We start from the raw sequence: 18,925 nt of genomic DNA, 5'->3' as shown, positions 1-18,925 counted from the left end.
TATTAATTATTTTTTGTATAGTAACTAATTAAATCCTCATATTCTTTTATTCTCGTACTTTGACTAACATTTTCATATGATAATTTTTCAGCCGATCGAATTAATTCACCCGCCAGTTTTAAAGGAATATTATTTTGATTACATATTTTAGCTAATAGTTCTAGCTCTCTTCTTTTAACTTCTTTCATTGGAACCACCTTTTTAAAATAGAAAATACAGAAATTTCAAAATATATAATGATAAAGTTTCATAAAAATACGCAATTAAACTAATGATACTATTACTTAAGAGATATTTCCATATAGTTTTGGTGGGAAATTTATTATTTAAACCGTTATAATGTGAGGAAGTTAATAAGCTCTTTATGTCATAATAGAAGTACACCAAGAGTTGAAGAGACTATTGAGGAATTAGAAGGGCATTCATATCCGTTCTGGAATGAAGTCAGTGTAAAGTATTTTGAATGGCATTACAATTACCATACAAAGATGTAATTTGAAAAATAAAGATGGCTTATTTCTAAGTCACCTTTATAAATCAGTATCTTTTTTATTGTAACCAAATGCTTTTTCTACAAGGTATTTAAAATCATTTTTATGTAGTTTTTGTTGTATGATCTCTTCAATATTTAAGTTAAGTTCATGACTTAATAATAAAGAGTATATTAGGGCATTAGCAAGTTCTGCCTTAATATTATCAATGTTTTTCATGAATTCTGTACTACATTTCCATTGGAAGTTTTCGAGCAACTCACTAGCTTCAAGTGAAAGAGAGATCGCAAGGTCCTTTGGATTGTGAAATTTATCCCAATCTCTTTCATCTCTAAATTGGATGACTGTTTTCTTTAGGTCTTCCATATTAATACCTTTCTTTAATTTGATGGATACCGTAGTTTAATCACTTATAACCATCATATCAATCTATAGAATAGAAACAAGTTTGTAATTTGAAAGGGGATATATATGCTTGCAATTGCACCAACTGATATCAATTGGTTTAATTTTTTTTATACCAAGAGTCCACCCTCATTAGTTAATTTCTGGACTCCTACTCCATGGAATGTTCGCCAACTGAAAGAAAGAGACCATTTATTATTCTTATTAAAATCACCATATAGAAAAATAGCTGGCTATGGTACATTTAAATACTATGAAAATCTGACTGCTAATGACGCATGGAGTAAGTATGGGATAGGAAATGGCTGTAGTAACTTAAATGAATTGGTGCAAAAGGCAACAGGATATGCAAGAATCCATTCAACAAAACCAAATACTTATGAAAATACGAACCCCGTGATAGGGTGTATTGTTCTTGAAAATCCTATCTTTCTTGATGAAGATGATTTTGTTAAGCCCGAAGATGTTGGACTAAGCTTTGCCCCACAAGTGGTTAAGTTAAAGTATTTTAACACAACTTTAGACCAAGTTATTGGAGTAACCATGTTACAAAATAACGATCCTTTTCAACTGGTAGATTCTAAAGCAGGTTCAAAAAAGAAAGTAACTGTGAAAGAAAGAAAAGGACAATCTTCGTTTCGGAAAAATGTGCTTTTGGCTTATAATAATACATGTGCAGTAAGTGGCGAGGACTGTTCCGAAATTTTAGAGGCTGCACATATACAACCATATATAAATGAAGAAAGTAACCATATTCAAAATGGTATTTGCTTAAGATCTGATCTTCATAAATTATTCGATGCTGGTTTATTGTCGATAGATGCTAATAATAAAGTGGTGTTAAGTGAACATCTTTTTTCGAATTACTACAGATCATTTAATGGGAAAAATATTGCATTACCTCTTAACCCAAAAGAAAGACCATCAAAAGAGGCTTTCAGTTTTCATTTCTCATCCCTTTTTAGAGGGTAAATCTAATTGTACTTACAGGCACCTAGTTAGTACAATTCAAACGATCAATTCTTTCAGTATTTTAGCAACCCCTTGATATGATATTATCCCCTTTAAATAGACAGGATAGGTTGCTTTCTTTTACTTGCCTACTATAGGGGGAGCATACCATACCAAACAGAAGTTGCTTTTTATTTTGTTAACTAAATGAAACGCACTTTTTATTTATTTTTATCCAAATTATGTAAATTAATTGATAATTTTAAAAATAAAGGTTGTACAGCTCATGCAGCTTTTGAAGAATATATGAACTTATTATCTTCCAAACTCTTATTCTTCTCACCTTTCTTTGTTTTGTTTAAAAACCATCTTAACTTTTAAACTTAACTTAGCTTAACTTAACCTTACTAGAAAACGGCTACCAATTTAGTGGTCGTTTTTTATTTAATCAAAGGAGATATATCGGCTGGATGAATTTCCTATGGAATATAAATAGATAAAGATGAAATAATAATGTTAATAAAAAAAGAACACCTTCATAACTGAAAGGAGTTCTATTAAATAAACTGTTGCAATTTGTAGAATTACTATCTATAGGAGTTATAATTAATTTAACATCTACAATAGCGATCTGGCTGTCCACAACCATCACAGCATTCGCATGGGTATTCATTACATTTAGAACAGCATCGACAGTCGGCATAACCACAAGTATCACAGCATTCACATGGATAACGGTCACATTTACTACAGCATCTACAATAGCGATCTGGTTGTCCGCATTCATCACAACATTCACACGGATATTCATTACATTTAGAACAGCATTGGCAATCAGCATAACCACAAGTATTACAGCATTCGCATGGATAACGGTCACATTTATTACAGCATCGACAGTAACGATCTGGTTGTCCGCATTCATCACAGCATTCACATGGGTATTCGTTACATTTAGAGCAGCATTTACAGTAGCGTCCAGGTTCTCTGCAACTATCACAAACGTTTTCCCACTTCTCATCCTCATAATCACGCTCAAATTGGTTTCGTTTCAGCTCATCATCCGCAGCATCAATTTTCCATTGAGGACCACCATGAGTACGATAGAAATAGGCTTCATCTTCTGCATTTCTAAGGCGCTTCTTTTCTTTTTCCATTATATCTTGCTCTTTCAATCTATTACTATTTAGAATTCCATGATTATACTTGTTGGTTTCGTAACCCTCATAATTTGCATTATCCCCATCTCGACTCTGATTTTCATACTCATATTCTTCATATATCTTATCTTCATTTGAGGTTGCTACTTCATTAAATGAGCGTACTTTAGTTGATTGTTTATATCTTTTAGTATTAGAGGTATGCGAAGTTTTCCTTATTTTGTTTCCTTTTTGAACTTCAGAATTTGTATATCGCGAATATTTACTATTGTAGTCTTTATAAGGGTTGTATTCTTGTGGCTTTTTGTAGGTTATTTTTTTTAGGCTACTTAATACCACAATAAACATAACAATTCCTACTATGGGATGAATGGTAAATCCTCCAATTGCAAGTAGAATAAATACTAAGAGCATTAGAAATTTTATCATTAAGTGCTTCCTCTTTTCTAACTTTGTTATTTTGTGTTCTTTTCCTTCTCAAAATTTTTAAATTATATTCTTATTTCACCATGACATACCTAATCTATTTATTATAAGGGTTATTAAATTGTTTTAATCTTAATGTTATTAGTATTCTTTCATTGATTCCTCTTTCTTTATCATATATATCCTTTTTCTGTATATTAGGAAGTCTGTTAGTATATTGCATAGCAGATTTTTTACTTAAAAGCGTTTTATTGTATATATCTATTAAGTTAGTAATAACTCAGAAAGCACTCATTCTTATTTTTCTGAAATAAGCGTATATGATGTAAACTAAAATAAAAGACCTCACCCATTTCTGAATGAGGCTGCTTATTTAAAACTTTATAATTTGAAAAACAGATACACTCCATTTAGATTTAGACCTTTGTAATTTTAGCCCGATCATTACAATAACTTAATTGCATAGTCTGTTCTTTTGTTACCTTCATTATTAATCAGCATTCACATCCATAACTTCCCCTGTTCTTGGGTCCACTGTAAAGAAACCATAAGGGGCTTCGTGCTCAGTTGAATCAGCTGTAGCTTCTTGATATTGAAATACACGTATTAAATACTTACCTGTCGCTGTATCACCATCATAAACATATGTCATATCACTATCAGCCGGTAACTGTACGAACTCTTTTACACGTTGTATTGCTTCTTCGTGTGTTAATAAAGATTGTGCACCTTCGATTGGCGTTTCCTCTGTAGCAGATTCTTCACTATCTTCTGTTGCCTGATCTTGACCTTCTTCCTGCCACCAATTTTCTTCAGGTATATTACCTTTTTTGTATTTACCTTCGTAGTAAACCCCTATTCCACCTTCTAACGAACAGTCTGCAATTTCTTCAACTTGAATATAACTATTGTAGTTCGTCATTTTAATCCTACATTCACTTCCTAAATCGTTTGTTATTTGAGTGGCCACATTACCTTCAACCTTAGCGGTACCCGCCACATCACCCGCACTCACAATACCATTTCGTGCAGCTTCTGCATCTTGAACGTGAGTAGCATTGAGTTTAAATCTAAATGTATTTCCTTCTAGTTGTGTAATATCAATACCAGCACGATCTGTATTAATATCTCTAGTCCAAGTACTTCCCCACAACTCTTTGTTGCCAGTTTCTTGTGCCTCTTTCTCTTTCTTCTCTTTTTCTTCTTTTTCTTTTCGTTTCTGAATTTCATCATAGTTGGTAATAAGAATAGGAACAGACAATTTATCTCCCTTTAAATTACCCCTTGTAACTGTCAAATTCATTGTTGTACTTTTTGCTTTTGGTTGTTCCTTGGCTGAAACAGACAAGGTTGTTTTATTCTTATTCGCAGTGGCTACACCACTTTGGTTAAAGTTCAGTTTTATTCCTTTGGTATTGAAGGATCTATTCTTTATTTCAAAGTTTTTAACATCAAAGTATTCTTCATCTACTTTTAAGTTTTGTGATTCTCCAGCTTTCATTTGTAGCTTAAACGGATTAGCTTTAACTGAAATGGTTTTTTCACATTCGCCAAACTCAAAGCTCTTTTTCAAGAAGGTGGCTTCAGCAATCTTCCAATCTACTAATTTCTTACGCTTCTTCCCTAGGCCATCAATTCCTAAGACTAAATTTCCGTTACCAACTAACTTAGCTTCAGCACTTCCGCAAAGGAACTTTAAGTCATTCTTAGACATTATACCGGATACTACTTTACCATCTGCTTTTGCCTTTACAGCTGTATCTACGCCAGCCCCAACTATTTTAAACGCTGTTAATGAAAATGACATTTTCGGACCTACGGCAAAACCCGCAGTTCCTATACCTGTAAATTCAGATTCTAATTTACCCGTGTTAGAATTAATCTTATTGATCTTTTTATTCTTATAAATTACTCCTTTTTTAGTTGTCTGTTTGAATGTAACCTCATACTTTATTTGACCTTTATAATCAATTTGACCCTGTAATACTACATCCCCTTCAATAAAGAGACCTGGGGTAGGTAAAGGAATAGAAAACGAGCCTAGTTTCTTTTCGAAACTTCCTTTCCCCTTATTTGAGCTTTGAATTTCTTGAACTAATTCTTTAGTTGTTAACTTTTCTGCTCCTTTACTACTACTAGTTACCAATAAATGTGCATCTGTTTTTGCAGTTGTTACAAATTCAACTTTTTTGATACCTAAAAGTTTAGCATCAATATCTACATCTACTTTAGGAGTATATAAATTCACATCCCCCGATAACTTAGCTTTTGATTTACCTAATTTTAAATCCTCTACCTCAATTTCAATTCCATTTCTCTCCACATCCATATCAAATGTTTTACTTTTATACTCGTATTTTTCCCCAGGAGAATTACTCGCAGAAATCTGAGTTTTTGGATCTAAACTTGTAATAGCTTGAGACTTTACACCTGGAGCCGGCTTGAAGTTACTTTCTGTTAAACTATAGGTTTTGTTAACATTTAAAGTATCAAATAATTCAAAAAAATTCGGAGCTTCCACAGCTACCGTGTACTTATTCACCCCACTATCAGTACTCGTAACTTTTACTGCTTGTCCTTGTGGATTTTTACTTGTCTTTAATACAAGAATGTCCCCTACTTTTACTATCTCGTTAATATCTTTTGAAATTTCCACTCTTGTACTTGAAGCACTAATTATGTTCTTGTTATCTATTATTTTTAATCTAGGGTTTAATTTGACCTCTTCTGCTTCTTCACGATCAGTGGAGAAATTTAATTGGTGAGATTTCTCTACCTTTTCACCTGTTGTATATCCTATCTGATCTTTAAAATGTATTTCATAATAGCTGCCACCTTTATAACCTCCACTAGGGGGGGAAACTAAAATTGTCTTCTGATCTCCACTTAGTTGAATCCCAGCATTCACTTTGTTTCCATCTTGATCTAAGACATATACATTATCCGATGTGACAGTACTAGTATCTAGCGGTTTGTAAAAGGAAAATTCCCAAACCTTATCTGTAGTGGTATTTAATTCAGTCTCTATGTCATTTTTTAGCTTAATTGTTTCTACTTCTTTTTCCTGTTCCACGTTAGTTGGTTCAGTTGTTGTTTGTACATCCCTTTTACTGATTACTTTATAGCCAGCAAAACCACCTAGGCCCAAAATAACCAGAACTAAAAACGAGACCAGTACTTTTTTCACCAAATCACTCCTTTTTATGTATTTTCAATAAACTATTTTACCATTATAACAATGGTATGTTTTAACTTTTTTTATAATTCTAACTATTTAATTTAGGAAATATGACATAAATGATCATTTTAGTATATTAAAACACCTATGAAACAAGAAGAGGGAAAATTATTAGAGTTTAGAGCTCTTCAGCTAGATTTCTAACTAAACCTATTTCGAATACTTATGGTTTTTATAATACTTTACTATGTGAACTAACTTACACTCCTAAAAAGTAAAATAAACCCTTTGATGAAATCTATAACACAAAGATTGAAATATAATGAAAGAGGACTGAAATCAGTCCTCCTGTATGTGTTTCTCTTTCTATCAATCTATTAAAAACGGTCGTAAAAGTGAAGGTACTAACGTTTTTTTATTAATGTTTTGGTGATCTCTATTTGTGGAGGATTGTTATTAACAAATGTTTTTATTTACTCCCCTATTATTGGTTGGCTTCTAGCAGGATTTTGTTTAATAAGGGCTTTATGGCAACTCAGTCCCTTACAACTAAGGTTTTTTATATATTACATAGCATGCTTTAACCTTCTAGAGACCTAACCTCTAACGGTCAAACTGTTGAATTCCACAACAAAAAAGACCTTCTAGCGAAGGTCTCCATTATTTATTAACACCCTTTGTTTCTGAACCAACTTTAGCTCGTTCTTTTCTTGCTACTAAAATTGAAGCTACAGCAGTAATCATTCCTACAGCAGCCATATAAAAACCATTTGCAGCAACCAGATCTTCACTCTTACTATTAAAACTTACAATACTCCATAGAAGAAAAAAAACTACAATTGCTGTTGTCGAAGATAAGGCACTGTTATACTTTCTATTCCATCCACAATATACATTTGCAACCCCCAATATAAGTAGCAAATAAATAAGGTTAAGTAAGAATGGTGGATCATACAACATTGTTTTTAACTCTGTACCTTTATAATAATTTAGACCCCCATCGTAAATCCAAGCTTGAAAGAAGCTAATAAAAACCATAATACCACTTAGGATTTGCAAAATTTCTTCCTTTTTAAATTTTTGTTTCATCATTTGTCACTCCTAATATATTTATTTTTTTCTATACTGATTTCAGATCCCTACTGCCCCCCTATTTAGCACTATGTATATTCCAGTATATGAGAAAATTTTACCATAATAACTATCGTTACAATAGTTAGATTTTTTAAATAATTTAATCCCTACCTCAACAGAAGAAAAATATAAAGTGGCTACTCCACAAACTAACAAAAAGCAAAAACTAGTCAATAACTTGACTGGTTTTATGGCTATAACTCCCCTTTTATTTCAAAACATACGTTGCTCTTAGCAGGTTATTTTACCCAAATATAATTTAAGTAAAGCGAATTAGTAACTAGATCAATAACTTTAATTATTTTGCACTGAGACTTTTCAGCATTTATATAGCAAAGAGCTACCTGCATTAAGAGGTAGCTCTTTGCATCCCTAATTTTTTTGTGCAATAGTACCTTTTAAAGCTACTATTAAGCCACATAGAAATATCTCCACACTGTGCGACTTACTCATAAGACAGGTATTATAATGCCCTTTCAAATCTCAACATAGTTTGATACCCAAAACTAAAAATAGAATAATACGCGAACATGCTCTCCAATGCTGCTTTCATTGTTGTTACCATGAATGCCGTATGTATCACCATACGAACCGTTTGCATTTAATCCTAACCAACGTTTTCCTAATGGATTGCGAGGATCGCCCCCAGGAATATGTCCTTTATAATAGGGACGGTTTTTAATCTTGTTCACTACTTTAAAAAAGCCAACGGGTGTTTTATCCCATGTTTTACCCGTTGCTACTGGATCAACGATTTCAATATAGCCATTATGAAAATACGCAAGCTTGTTGTAATACTTGTTAATGATGATTAAATCTTGATTCGCCAGTTTGCTTGCTGCTTCTGTTTTCCCTTGATTTACCCCACATAATGCAAGCTTAACAGGGTAAAAACAGTCATTGATTTCATAAACATGTTCTTCATAAAAACTCTCCTCTTTTCTATATTTTTATAAGAAACGCAAAAAGCACCTTTTAATTAGAAAGATGCTTTTTCTTTACAATCATTTATAAATAAAAATCTAGTTGATCTACGATTTTGACATGCAGAGAAACGTTCTCTGACGAAATTAACATTTGTTTTGCGTATAACTTATAACTACTCATTCAATGCAAATTTCATCTCCTCAAAAATCTAGCTGTTATCCGAGTTTAAGTCCCCTTAAATCTTTTAACACAAAATAAAATTCCGATTTATCTTATTTTAAAGTATCAATAAATGAAATATTAAACGATTCCAGTTAAACTATAAATTCCGATAATCACTAGAACAGTTAATGTTTTCAAAACAGTGATAGCAAAAATATCACGATATGATTGAACATGTGTCAACCCACAAACAGTAAGGATTGTAATGACTGCTCCATTATGGGGTAGTGAATCCATCCCTCCGGAAGCCATTGCAATTACTCGGTGCATGACTTCTGGAGGAATGTTATATTGGGCTGCCGCCTCCATATATTTTTCACCCATGACACTCAGTGCAATTCCCATTCCCCCGGAAGCTGATCCAGTAATTCCTGCCAAAACGTTAGTTGTTACTGCTCCGTTGACAAGTGGATTCGTAAATATATGCGAAACACCCTCTCGAACAATGCTAAAGCCAGGAAGTGCAGCAATAATACCGCCAAATCCATATTCGGAGGCTGTATTCATGGTTGCTAGTAAAGCTCCACCAATGCTAATACTTATCCCTTCTTTAAATTTAGATTGTACTTCTCTCCAGTTATATAATATGGTAGAAATTATTCCAAACAATAGGGCAAGTTCTACTGACCAAATTCCTGTAACCTGGGAAAGTTCGACCTTCCCAAAAGAATCCAGACCAATGGAAGAGAAATCAAATCCGTTTGGATACCACTTAGGAATAATCGTAGTGAAAAATTTATTAGTGACCCCAACAAGGATTAGTGGTACAAATGCAAAAAGTTCACGAGAACGACTGTTTGGAGTCTTGAGGTTTATTGAATAATTCTCCTCTTCAGCCTGGATAGTGGCTGCCATTTCTATTTCATTACCTTCAAAACCTGAATATCCTTCTCCAACTTTGCGAGCCTTTCGAGAACGTGATTCTAAATAAATCATTCCAACAGAAAAAACAATAACACCACCAATTATCCCTAGCATTGGAGCAGCGTAAATATCCGTCTTAAAAAAGGTAGTAGGAATTACGTTTTGTATTTGTGGCGTTCCAGGTAAGGCATCCATCGTAAATGTTGCGCCCCCTAAAATAATAGTTGCAGGAAGCAGGCGTTTAGGAATATTTGATTCACGAAATATGTTGGAAGCAAACGGGTAAACAGCAAAAGCAACAACAAACAAACTTACACCACTATAAGTCAGTATTGCACTTAGTAATACAGTAGCTAAAATTGCTCGTTTAGGTCCCACCCAACTGATTATAGTTTGAGCAATAGATTTTGCCACTCCAGACATTTCAACTATTTTTCCAAATATAGCTCCTAAAAGGAAAACGGGAAAATATAACTTAACAAAACCAACCATCTTTTCCATGAAAATATTAGAAAAGAAAGGGAGAACGTATGATGGCTCAGTTAACAAGACTGCAAACAACGCACAAAGTGGCGCAAAAAGGATTACTGAAAACCCTCTATAAGCAATAAACATAAGCAGTCCTAAAGATAAAAGAATAACAATAAGATCCATACAATCCTCCTTATTTTTAGTAAATAGCCAGTTTCTATAATACAAAATTCATGAAACTAGACCATTTAAGAAATTTTCAGTAGCCTATAAGTGATCTAACATCTATTATTTAAAGTCCCATATAATACACAATCTATTTATTGGATGCTCCCCTCCCTGTTCCGTAAATCCGTGGAGGCTTTACTCCAGACTATATAGCACGCTATTTTCTGAAGCTCATTTTACTCATAGTTGATAGATCAGGATTAAAGTACTTTATATTGTCTGTAAATCTTGGAGAACTACCTTTTTTTTCAGCTTCCTTTACTAATTTTACAACCAAATCATTATACGGAGTTTTGATTCCTGCCTCACTCCCCTTTCTACAAATAAAACCATTGATAAAGTCAATTTCTGTTTTTCTTTTCTTTTCTAAATCTTGTAACATGCTTGCTTTTGTATTACTATGTGGTCCCCAAACCTCTTGATAAAAATCCATTTTACTAGATATATCATTTTCATCTTGGAGTTCAAGAATCTCCATATCTTTTCCTTGAATCCTCTCTAATCTAATTCCATAAGCATGGGCAACCTTTATAGTTTCGTCTGCAATGCAGGCTAAGCTAACCATTGCCGACTCACTGGATAAAACCTCCCCAAAACAACAGCCTAATGCAGCTGACATGCCACTAAATGTTGCATTCATTAATAATTTTGCCCATTTTATTCCCATGATGTTAGAAGAGATATCACAATTTCCAACTAAATCTAAAATTCTCTTTACTTCCTTGAGTCGAGGAGTTATTGATCCATCTAATTCACCAATATCAAACGCATATTTTTTTAAAATTCGAGTTTCTGTTGCGAGTTCGGAAACACCTGGACCAAGCCAGGTAGCACCAAATCCTACAACGCCACCAATGGTTCTTTCATGTCCAATATAAGAAGCAACGAAGTCCTCAGGTATACCATTTTGCAACGTACATACAATACTAGTAGAGTGAAGATGCGGAAGCAATTGTTCTAAAGAGGCCTGATTGTAAACCTGTTTAGTTAATAAAAAAACTAAATCATATTGACCAGTTATTTCATGGGGTAACATGGCCTTTACAGGAACGCAAAGATCCATAAAGCCAGTGATCTTTGCACCGGAATGATTGAGCGCAGATACATGTTCCTTGTTGATATCGATTAAATCTACTTTTTGTCCTTCTGCAGTAATTAAGGCCCCTATTATAGTTCCTAAGGAACCTGAACCCATTATTGCAATTCTCATATGTATTCCTCCCTGGAGTAATGATTGACTTATTGAATGAACTTAAATTTATTAAGTGCATTTTCTTCTACTAAAGTTGATAAATAAAGAGACTATTAAAACTTGAATTTTCGCAATAATTATAGCAATCTCTTTTAATGCCTTTTTTGTGTCTTCTAAAATCCCACACGATAGGTCGAAAATCATTCAATCTACAATATTACTTTTTATTCAGAGGTGTTCATCCTCTCCTTTTACTCAGTTTAAGGAGCATTAGAAGATTCTGATTAGATTGATGCTTGGAAAAGAAAAGGGCATCCGAAATTTCCTAGGTTATTTACCAATGCTGCTTAAGCCCTTCAAATGCTTTGAATTACCCAAACCTAAAATTTCTCTAGCTTGGTTCGGAGTAGCGACATCTCTTCCTAAAGTTTTAGATAAATCTACAATTCTTTCTACAAATTGAGCGTTGGTTTTCGCCAGTTCACCCTGTCGATAATAGACACTGTCCTCCATTCCTACGCGAACATGTCCCCCCATTATAATACTCATTGTGTTGATAGCTAATTGATCTTTACTTGCTCCAATTGCTGACCAAGTTGAACCTGCAGGAATACTTTCAGCTAAAAATAATAAATTTTTAGGTGTAGCTGGCATCCCTCCCCTTATACCTAGAACAAACTGAAAATGAAATGGGGATTCGATGAAACCCTTTTTAGCAATTCGCAAGGTATTATCAATCATACCGACATCGAATATTTCAATTTCAGGCTTTATCTCATACTCCTTCATTTTTTTTGCCAAGCGCTCCAGAAAATTAGGTGAGTTAAGAAATACATCACTACCAAAATTCATTGAACCGGCATCAAAAGTAGCCAACTCAGATCCTAATTCACATACTCGAAGACGATCTTCATCGTTCATGGCCACTCCACCTGCTGTCGTTAAGTTAATAATAATATCGCATTTATCCCTTATGCGATTAACGACTTCTATATAGGTACCCAAATCAAGAGAATTATTCCCGTCTTTATCTCTTACGTGAATATGGGCTATGGATGCCCCTGCCTGCCACGCTTCATAAACAGAATGGGCAATTTCTTTTGGTGTAAAAGGTACATAAGGAGTATGTTTGCGAGTTGTCTGAGCTCCAGTTGGAGCAACGGTAATAATTAATTTTTCCAAAATAATCCCTCCATTTGATTAACATTACGAATATCCCAGCGAAACGTTTCGTTCAAAACACAATGAAAAAACTCCATAAATCATAAAAAAATATGAATTTTTCTTTATTTAATGGCTATTTTAATGGATTTTAAAAAGTTATACTTAAAATCTACTACATGAGTTAGCGAAACGTTTCGTTGATACTTATTATAATTTGTTAACGCTTACAAAATCAAGGGGTTTCTAAACAATTTTCAGAATATTATTAGTTATTTACCCTCTACTATTGAAATAATAAGCAAGTGTATATGATGATACCCTCTATTTGTTTATTAGTTTAGTTACGTATATTACGTACCATTGCTTATAAAATATAAGAAGTTTTTCTGGGGAAATTTAGGATCTTAGAGTCTATAAAAACAAGAAAGTCAGCATGAACTTCTTTGATATCATACCTACAAAATATCAAAAGAACCAGGACCACCAAGCGATTTAATAATCATGAAAAGATGAATACGTATGTTGGTATTGATTGTTATTCTGTGGTTCATCTCTACGACACTTTTTTACAAAGAAAAAATTAATAGGCAAGCTGTTAAATATTAAGACACATTAAAGACGCGCCTCTATAACGTTTGTTATAGAGGCGCGTCCATCAAATATGTGAATACGTTTTTAAAAACCTATTTTTTGCTTTTTAAATCATGATTGTGTTTTTACTTCATAGTATCTGTGGCATTAAATTAATTTAATCCCTTTAACTTTCATTGTTGCCCTAAAATCGATTTAAGAAAGATTATCAATCTTATTTCTTTTATATCCACAGCTTTCACGAACTACTAAAGATGGTGTAAGTATGATTTGTCTAGCCCGAGTTTCATCTTTTTCTTTGATCATTTCTAATAGAAACTCCATGGATAGTTTACCCATGTCATATGTAGAATGGTCAATACTGGACAAAGGAACAAGAAAATTTTCAGAAAAGGAGTTGTTATCGTTTCCAATAACCGAAATGTCCTCTGGAACACGAATACCAGAATCTCTTAGCCCCTTTATCACTCCGAAGGCTATTATGTCACTTGCAGTGCAAATAGCCTCTGGTAATACTTTCACCTGCTCAATCATCTTTTTCACATTGGTATATCCTGATTCTAAGGAATATTCTCCATCATAGATAAGCATTGGATCAATATCTAATCCAGTTTGAGTCATGCAGCTTATAAATCCTGCTTTTCTTTCTCTTGCAGTATTAATATCCGGATCACCTCCGAAAAAAGCAATTCTTTTGTAACCTTGCCTTACTAAATGATTAACTGCTAGTTCAGAAGAAAGTGGGTTATTAACTCCAACAAAATTTTTATCATAGAATGAGGGTTTTCTGTTGATTAAAACATATTTTAATCCTGTTTTTTCAACTTCATTTAAATCCTCCGAATTAGCAATATTGGCTAATAAGAGACCATCAACCTGCTTTTCCAGCATTAGTTCTAAATAAGTCAAAATTTTTTTGTGTCCATTTGATACATTACACAGGATTACATTGAAATTATTATTAAACGATACATCTTCTATACCCTCGATTAATGGGGGATAAAAGGGGTTTGAAAGATTTGAAACTATGACACCAACCGTGTTGGTTCTCTTCTTTTTCAAGCTTCTTGCTACTGCATTTGGTTTATAATTTAATTCTTCAATTGCCTGCATCACTCTATTGGTAAGTGCCGGACTGACGTATGCTGATTGATTAATTACAGCCGACACGGTAGAAAGTGAAACATTAGCTTTTTTAGATATGTCCTTCATCGTAGCCATGTAAAAACCTCCAGGCGAAACGTTTCGATATCTCTAATCTATAATAAGTTGAGAGCGATTGCAATTTAATAGTATTATCTCCAATTTAAAATAGTTTTTTCACTATTTTTGTGGAGCCTATCCTAGGTATGTATAATCTCTTCTTATTATCTCTATAGGATTACTAACTCTCATCGCTATAGAAAAAACTCTAAGTGCTTATGTTAAGTAGACAAATAGATAGTTTTTCTATAAGGTATGTAAATAATAAATTTTTTTTTAAGAAAGTGCGTTTAAGTTTACTTAACGATATGGAAGAAAATAAAGATAAATTTAGTTAGATTTACGTAACTAGAAATTACCTATCGTATATATTCAAAGTGCATAAAATAACGTATAAAAAGGTTAATTTCTTTTTGTACGTACCATAAGGTTTATTTCGAATGTTAAATAGACTGTCACTTTAGGAGTTATTTTGCACTATAAATAAACATAAAAAGCCCAATTTCTCAATATTAAAATTAAGAAATTGGACTTTTATCATCACTTCGGAATAGTGCTCTATAGTGGAATAACTGTAAAGCTAATAAAACTTTTTAAAAGTTGCGTTTCCCTGCCCAAGCTCCTTGCATTTTACTAAGGAATACAATTTGCCCAATATGATATGCGGCGTGCATTGCTAAACTCTTCAGTTCAAGCACTAATGGATTGTCATCAGGAATCGGTCTATACAAATCTTCTAGTTCTGATTTTGCTAGTATTTTTTCAAGTTCACGATGAACAGAAAAGTATTCTTGTTTTGTTTCCTTCCAATTTTGAAAGGTCTCAGTTGGTAATCGATATGTAGCGTCATTATTTTCTGCCTTTGGTTCATTTGCTGTTTCACCTAGAAAGCGTAACAGAATTCTCTTTTCATAGAAAAGTAAATGACAAACTAATTCCCAAATGGAATGTGCCCCTTCAACTGGTTTCCAAATTGCCTGTTCCAAAGTAATATTCTCTAGTACTTTTTCAAGTGGTGGAAACCAGTCTTCTTTATCTAAGCAGCTTGCCCATTGTTGTAACAAAAGTGTCCTTACATCCATTTTCTATTCCCTCCAATCTTATCCCTTTTAATAGATAATCCCTTTGGTCAATATTCATTTGCGGCATGTTGTTCTGGCATAACTTACAATTTCGAGATGAACCATCTGATTACCTCCCTTACCCAATTGCTGAACAACGTTAAAAAAGCACACATTTTATTATTTGTTCCAAAACTCGTACCTTTTGGGACTGTCTATATTGAACAGTCTTAAGAACAGATTATGTGTTATATCCTCAATGAAGGATTGGATTACTAGTGATACTCTTTTGTTCTTTACTAATGGGCAGTCAAGAAGACGTTCTATTTTTTGTAAAAACCATGATGAAAAGTCTGTGATATAATTACTCAAGATTAAATGTAGAATTTAGTTTTGGAGGAAATTTTTTGAATAGAGAGAAAAAGATAAGAGGCTTAAAAAGAAAAACAAAGAAGTTGATACAACGTTTAACAGAAGCAACAACTGAATTTCCCAATGAATTCTGGCATGGATATTGGCATTTACATTTACCTTGTTCTCAAGGATTTATTAATTCCAATAAGACGCCGCATGCCATTAAGAGGCTTTGTCTTCAGATTTTAGTAGATAGAACCAAATATCTTATAGATCTGAAACAACCATCTACAGAGACAATCCGTGTAATGTCTGCAATAGATATACCCGACATATGGTCTTCTCAAATTATTGTGTTTTCAGGCGACAGTCATTATGAGGGTTTCTTTGATCGAGATAATGAAGAACAACAATGGATTCCTCTCCCAAAAGAGCGTGATTTATCAAGAGAATGGCAGTTGATCCTGCCTGACGATATGGCCATATGGGGTTATCTTGTGAAAAATTTTGATGAGGGAGATGTGTACGAAAGCGAATTGTGGTTTATTGGCGAAAAGGATTAAATATATTAATGGTTTCATCAACTAACGTGTGCTTAAATTGATGGGTGAGGGTTGCTGTGGCAGCCTTTATAGTTTAAAAGGAGAAGAATATGAGAGAAGCAATTAGATCCCAAATAGGTAAATTAATAGGCTTAAATTTACGATACGCTGGAAGAGCGTCGAATCTGTTTTGGCTTGGGTTTGGCGAAATGATTTCAGTAACCAGAAGAGGAAAAACTGAGGAATTAGCTGAATACGCTTTAGATATTCAATGTTCGTGGCGTATTACCAAGGACAATAAAATATTAGTAGGCTCACGGGATTTCTATTCTCCAAGAACAGGATGGAATGAGGAAAACGATGATTTTGACTGGGATGTACAAGGAAATAATAGATTTGATGAACGAATTGAATCCTTTATAGAAAATGCAAAAGAACATGTAACTATAGAAAGGGTTGAACCAGACGAGATAGGAGGACTAAAAATCTTTTTATCTCAAGGTTATTTATTGGAGGTATTCCCGGATACTTCAGAAGACGATGAATACAGTGAGTTCTGGAGATTTTTTAACCGAAGAGAAAACAGCCCTCACTTTGTTGTCACAGGTAATGGCATTGAAAACAAGTAACTTTCGATGAAAGGGTACTTTGGTTGAAGATTAGGAGAGGTTTTTATGAAGAGAGGAATAAGTTTTGAGATCCCCAATGAATGCGGAACCTTTCTAGGAGATGTACTAAAGCCAATAGATATAACAGATTTTATTTGGCGAGTTAGTAATGAAGAATCATATCTAGAGGTGAATGATAAATTAGATGAAGAACTCTTCCCTGAAGAGAAAAAAGTAATGCCAGGTACTGAACTTAAAAACCTATTAGAAAACAATGTCTATTATATTATCTTTGCTGATTTAAAGGCATATCCAAAAGAAAAGATTTCAGAGATTGCGACCTATGAAGAGTTTATCGAAAGTGATTGCGAACTTGTTCTGTTAGTAGTAGATAGTTGTTACACCACTATTTATTGCAAGGATAAAGAAAAGCTCGAACTACTTTATAGGAATGCGCAGGCTTATAGATTTAAAGATGTTCAATATGTTACTGATGAAAATGACACAAGAACGGGATTAACTGTGTGGTGAAAAATTGTAAAACGAAAGAGCTCTTGTGTATCAAGAGCTCTTTTTTTAGTTAGTTACCTTCCATAGGATAACCTTTAAAATTGTAGCCATACACTTTCGTTAACTCTATATTTCTTCAATTAACTCCTTTAGGGTATTTTTTCATATTATTATTTAGAGCCCAAACAGATATTTTTTAATCTATGACCAACACACCTCGTCGATCTCATAGTCTTCCGAGGAATCCGCCTCGCCAGTTAAACACGAAAAACATCCCTGATAAGACAATGCACTACCAATTGCCCAAATTTCCTGACCGCAGTTGATGCAGATCGCTCCATTTTTCTTATCTTTAACTGCCTGTTTCAGACTTTCCCTTAACTGATTTGGTTCTTCTCTAGGATTATTCTTACAATGCTTATTAACATAAGCTTCTATTGAAATGGGTACCATTGATGATTTCCTTTCTTATGCTCTTTTTTCTTATTTTATTTAAAAATAATTTGAGCTTTTTTGTAGTTCATCATTATTTATGGAACAAAAAGGATTTTATATATTTACTTTATCATATCGCAAATACATGTAACACCTAGTTTACACAGTAAAAGGATGATTACCTTTAGCCTTAAAGGAAATCATCCTTCATTATTAATTTTTCATATTGTAACCTTTAAACTCGTATCCATAGACTTTCGTTAAATCTATAAAACTCTTATAGGAATAAGTGATAGCAACCGGTGTACCCACTTGAACTTTATCATAAAGCTTTTCAACGTCTGCGTTATGCATTCTTACGCAACCTTGGCTCACATATTTCCCTATACTGCTTTCATTGTTATTTCCATGAATGCCGTATGTATCGCCATTCGTACCGTTTGCATTTAATCCTAACCAACGTTTTCCTAATGGATTGCGAGGATCTCCACCAGCGATATGTCCTTTATAATAAGGGCGATTTTTAATCTTATTAACTACTTTAAAAAATCCGATAGGTGTTTTGTCCCAACTTTTGCCCGTTGCTACTGGGCCAACGATTTCAATATAGCCATTATGAAAATAAGCAACCTTGTTGTAGTATTTGTTTATAATAATCAAATCTTGATTCGCTGGTTTACTTGCTGCTTCTGTTTTCCCCTGATTTACTCCACATAATGCGACCATTAATAATGTAAGAACGGTCATTGATTTCATAAAAATGTTCTTCATAAAAACTCTCCTCTTTTTTATATTTTTATAGGAAACG

The 18,925-nt window shown here is 33.5% G+C and carries 16 protein-coding genes; 4 read left to right on the top strand and 12 right to left on the bottom strand.

The features are described from left to right. Positions 1-2: 2 nt before the first annotated feature. The gene (locus AC4NPH_RS22955; RefSeq protein ID WP_098383127.1) at positions 3-188 is read right to left on the bottom strand and encodes a DNA modification system-associated small protein; all 186 of its coding nucleotides are present in this window, start codon (positions 186-188) and stop codon (positions 3-5) included. 342 nt (positions 189-530) lie between these two features. Continuing rightward, entirely contained in the window at positions 531-857 is a 327-nt protein-coding gene (locus AC4NPH_RS22950; protein ID WP_491938959.1) for a nucleotide pyrophosphohydrolase, read from the bottom strand. Between the two features lie 105 nt (positions 858-962). On the opposite strand from AC4NPH_RS22950, the gene AC4NPH_RS22945 reads away from it, so the two are divergent. Continuing rightward, positions 963-1,868 (top strand): HNH endonuclease, encoded by a 906-nt coding sequence (locus AC4NPH_RS22945; protein WP_491938958.1) that lies wholly within the window; start codon positions 963-965, stop codon positions 1,866-1,868. A gap of 427 nt (positions 1,869-2,295) precedes the next feature. Here AC4NPH_RS22945 and AC4NPH_RS22940 read toward each other — a convergent pair whose 3' ends face one another. From AC4NPH_RS22940 to AC4NPH_RS22900, 9 genes are all read right to left on the bottom strand, one after another. Beyond that, complete coding sequence (locus AC4NPH_RS22940; RefSeq protein ID WP_491938957.1) at positions 2,296-2,847, bottom strand: hypothetical protein; 552 nt, start codon at positions 2,845-2,847, stop codon at positions 2,296-2,298. Between the two features lie 1,076 nt (positions 2,848-3,923). Continuing rightward, the gene (locus AC4NPH_RS22935; RefSeq protein WP_491938956.1) at positions 3,924-6,620 is read right to left on the bottom strand and encodes a hypothetical protein; all 2,697 of its coding nucleotides are present in this window, start codon (positions 6,618-6,620) and stop codon (positions 3,924-3,926) included. A 651-nt stretch (positions 6,621-7,271) separates the two neighbouring features. Beyond that, the gene (locus AC4NPH_RS22930) at positions 7,272-7,703 is read right to left on the bottom strand and encodes a hypothetical protein (protein WP_377548726.1); all 432 of its coding nucleotides are present in this window, start codon (positions 7,701-7,703) and stop codon (positions 7,272-7,274) included. Between the two features lie 548 nt (positions 7,704-8,251). Next, positions 8,252-8,506: a L,D-transpeptidase gene (locus AC4NPH_RS22925; RefSeq protein ID WP_491939021.1), complete on the bottom strand. Its 255-nt coding sequence runs from the start codon at positions 8,504-8,506 to the stop codon at positions 8,252-8,254. Between the two features lie 466 nt (positions 8,507-8,972). After that, entirely contained in the window at positions 8,973-10,412 is a 1,440-nt protein-coding gene (locus AC4NPH_RS22920; RefSeq protein WP_491938955.1) for a GntP family permease, read from the bottom strand. A 202-nt stretch (positions 10,413-10,614) separates the two neighbouring features. After that, positions 10,615-11,667: a ketopantoate reductase family protein gene (locus AC4NPH_RS22915; protein WP_098383136.1), complete on the bottom strand. Its 1,053-nt coding sequence runs from the start codon at positions 11,665-11,667 to the stop codon at positions 10,615-10,617. Between the two features lie 312 nt (positions 11,668-11,979). After that, the gene (locus AC4NPH_RS22910; protein ID WP_098383137.1) at positions 11,980-12,831 is read right to left on the bottom strand and encodes a beta-keto acid cleavage family enzyme; all 852 of its coding nucleotides are present in this window, start codon (positions 12,829-12,831) and stop codon (positions 11,980-11,982) included. A gap of 768 nt (positions 12,832-13,599) precedes the next feature. Further along, complete coding sequence (locus AC4NPH_RS22905; protein WP_098239903.1) at positions 13,600-14,625, bottom strand: LacI family DNA-binding transcriptional regulator; 1,026 nt, start codon at positions 14,623-14,625, stop codon at positions 13,600-13,602. Between the two features lie 575 nt (positions 14,626-15,200). Then, entirely contained in the window at positions 15,201-15,689 is a 489-nt protein-coding gene (locus AC4NPH_RS22900) for a DinB family protein (RefSeq protein ID WP_491938954.1), read from the bottom strand. A 386-nt stretch (positions 15,690-16,075) separates the two neighbouring features. Here AC4NPH_RS22900 and AC4NPH_RS22895 point away from each other — a divergent pair, with 386 nt between their 5' ends. From AC4NPH_RS22895 to AC4NPH_RS22885, 3 genes are all read left to right on the top strand, one after another. Further along, positions 16,076-16,585 (top strand): DUF3916 domain-containing protein, encoded by a 510-nt coding sequence (locus AC4NPH_RS22895; RefSeq protein WP_491938953.1) that lies wholly within the window; start codon positions 16,076-16,078, stop codon positions 16,583-16,585. A gap of 89 nt (positions 16,586-16,674) precedes the next feature. Beyond that, on the top strand, positions 16,675-17,193 hold the full coding sequence (locus tag AC4NPH_RS22890) for a hypothetical protein (RefSeq protein WP_491938952.1): 519 nt from the start codon (positions 16,675-16,677) through the stop codon (positions 17,191-17,193). A 45-nt stretch (positions 17,194-17,238) separates the two neighbouring features. Further along, positions 17,239-17,703 carry a DUF2691 family protein gene (locus AC4NPH_RS22885; protein WP_491938951.1) on the top strand — a complete coding sequence of 155 codons (465 nt, stop codon included), beginning with the start codon at positions 17,239-17,241 and terminating at the stop codon, positions 17,701-17,703. 627 nt (positions 17,704-18,330) lie between these two features. Here AC4NPH_RS22885 and AC4NPH_RS22880 read toward each other — a convergent pair. Continuing rightward, positions 18,331-18,888, bottom strand: a complete 558-nt coding sequence (locus tag AC4NPH_RS22880) for a L,D-transpeptidase (protein WP_491938950.1) — start codon at positions 18,886-18,888, stop codon at positions 18,331-18,333. Positions 18,889-18,925: the final 37 nt, after the last annotated feature.

Source organism: Priestia sp. MDV22-iso46, assembly GCF_058629175.1.
Note: the sequence above shows the minus strand (reverse complement) of the source record. Positions and strands in the feature narration are given on the sequence as shown.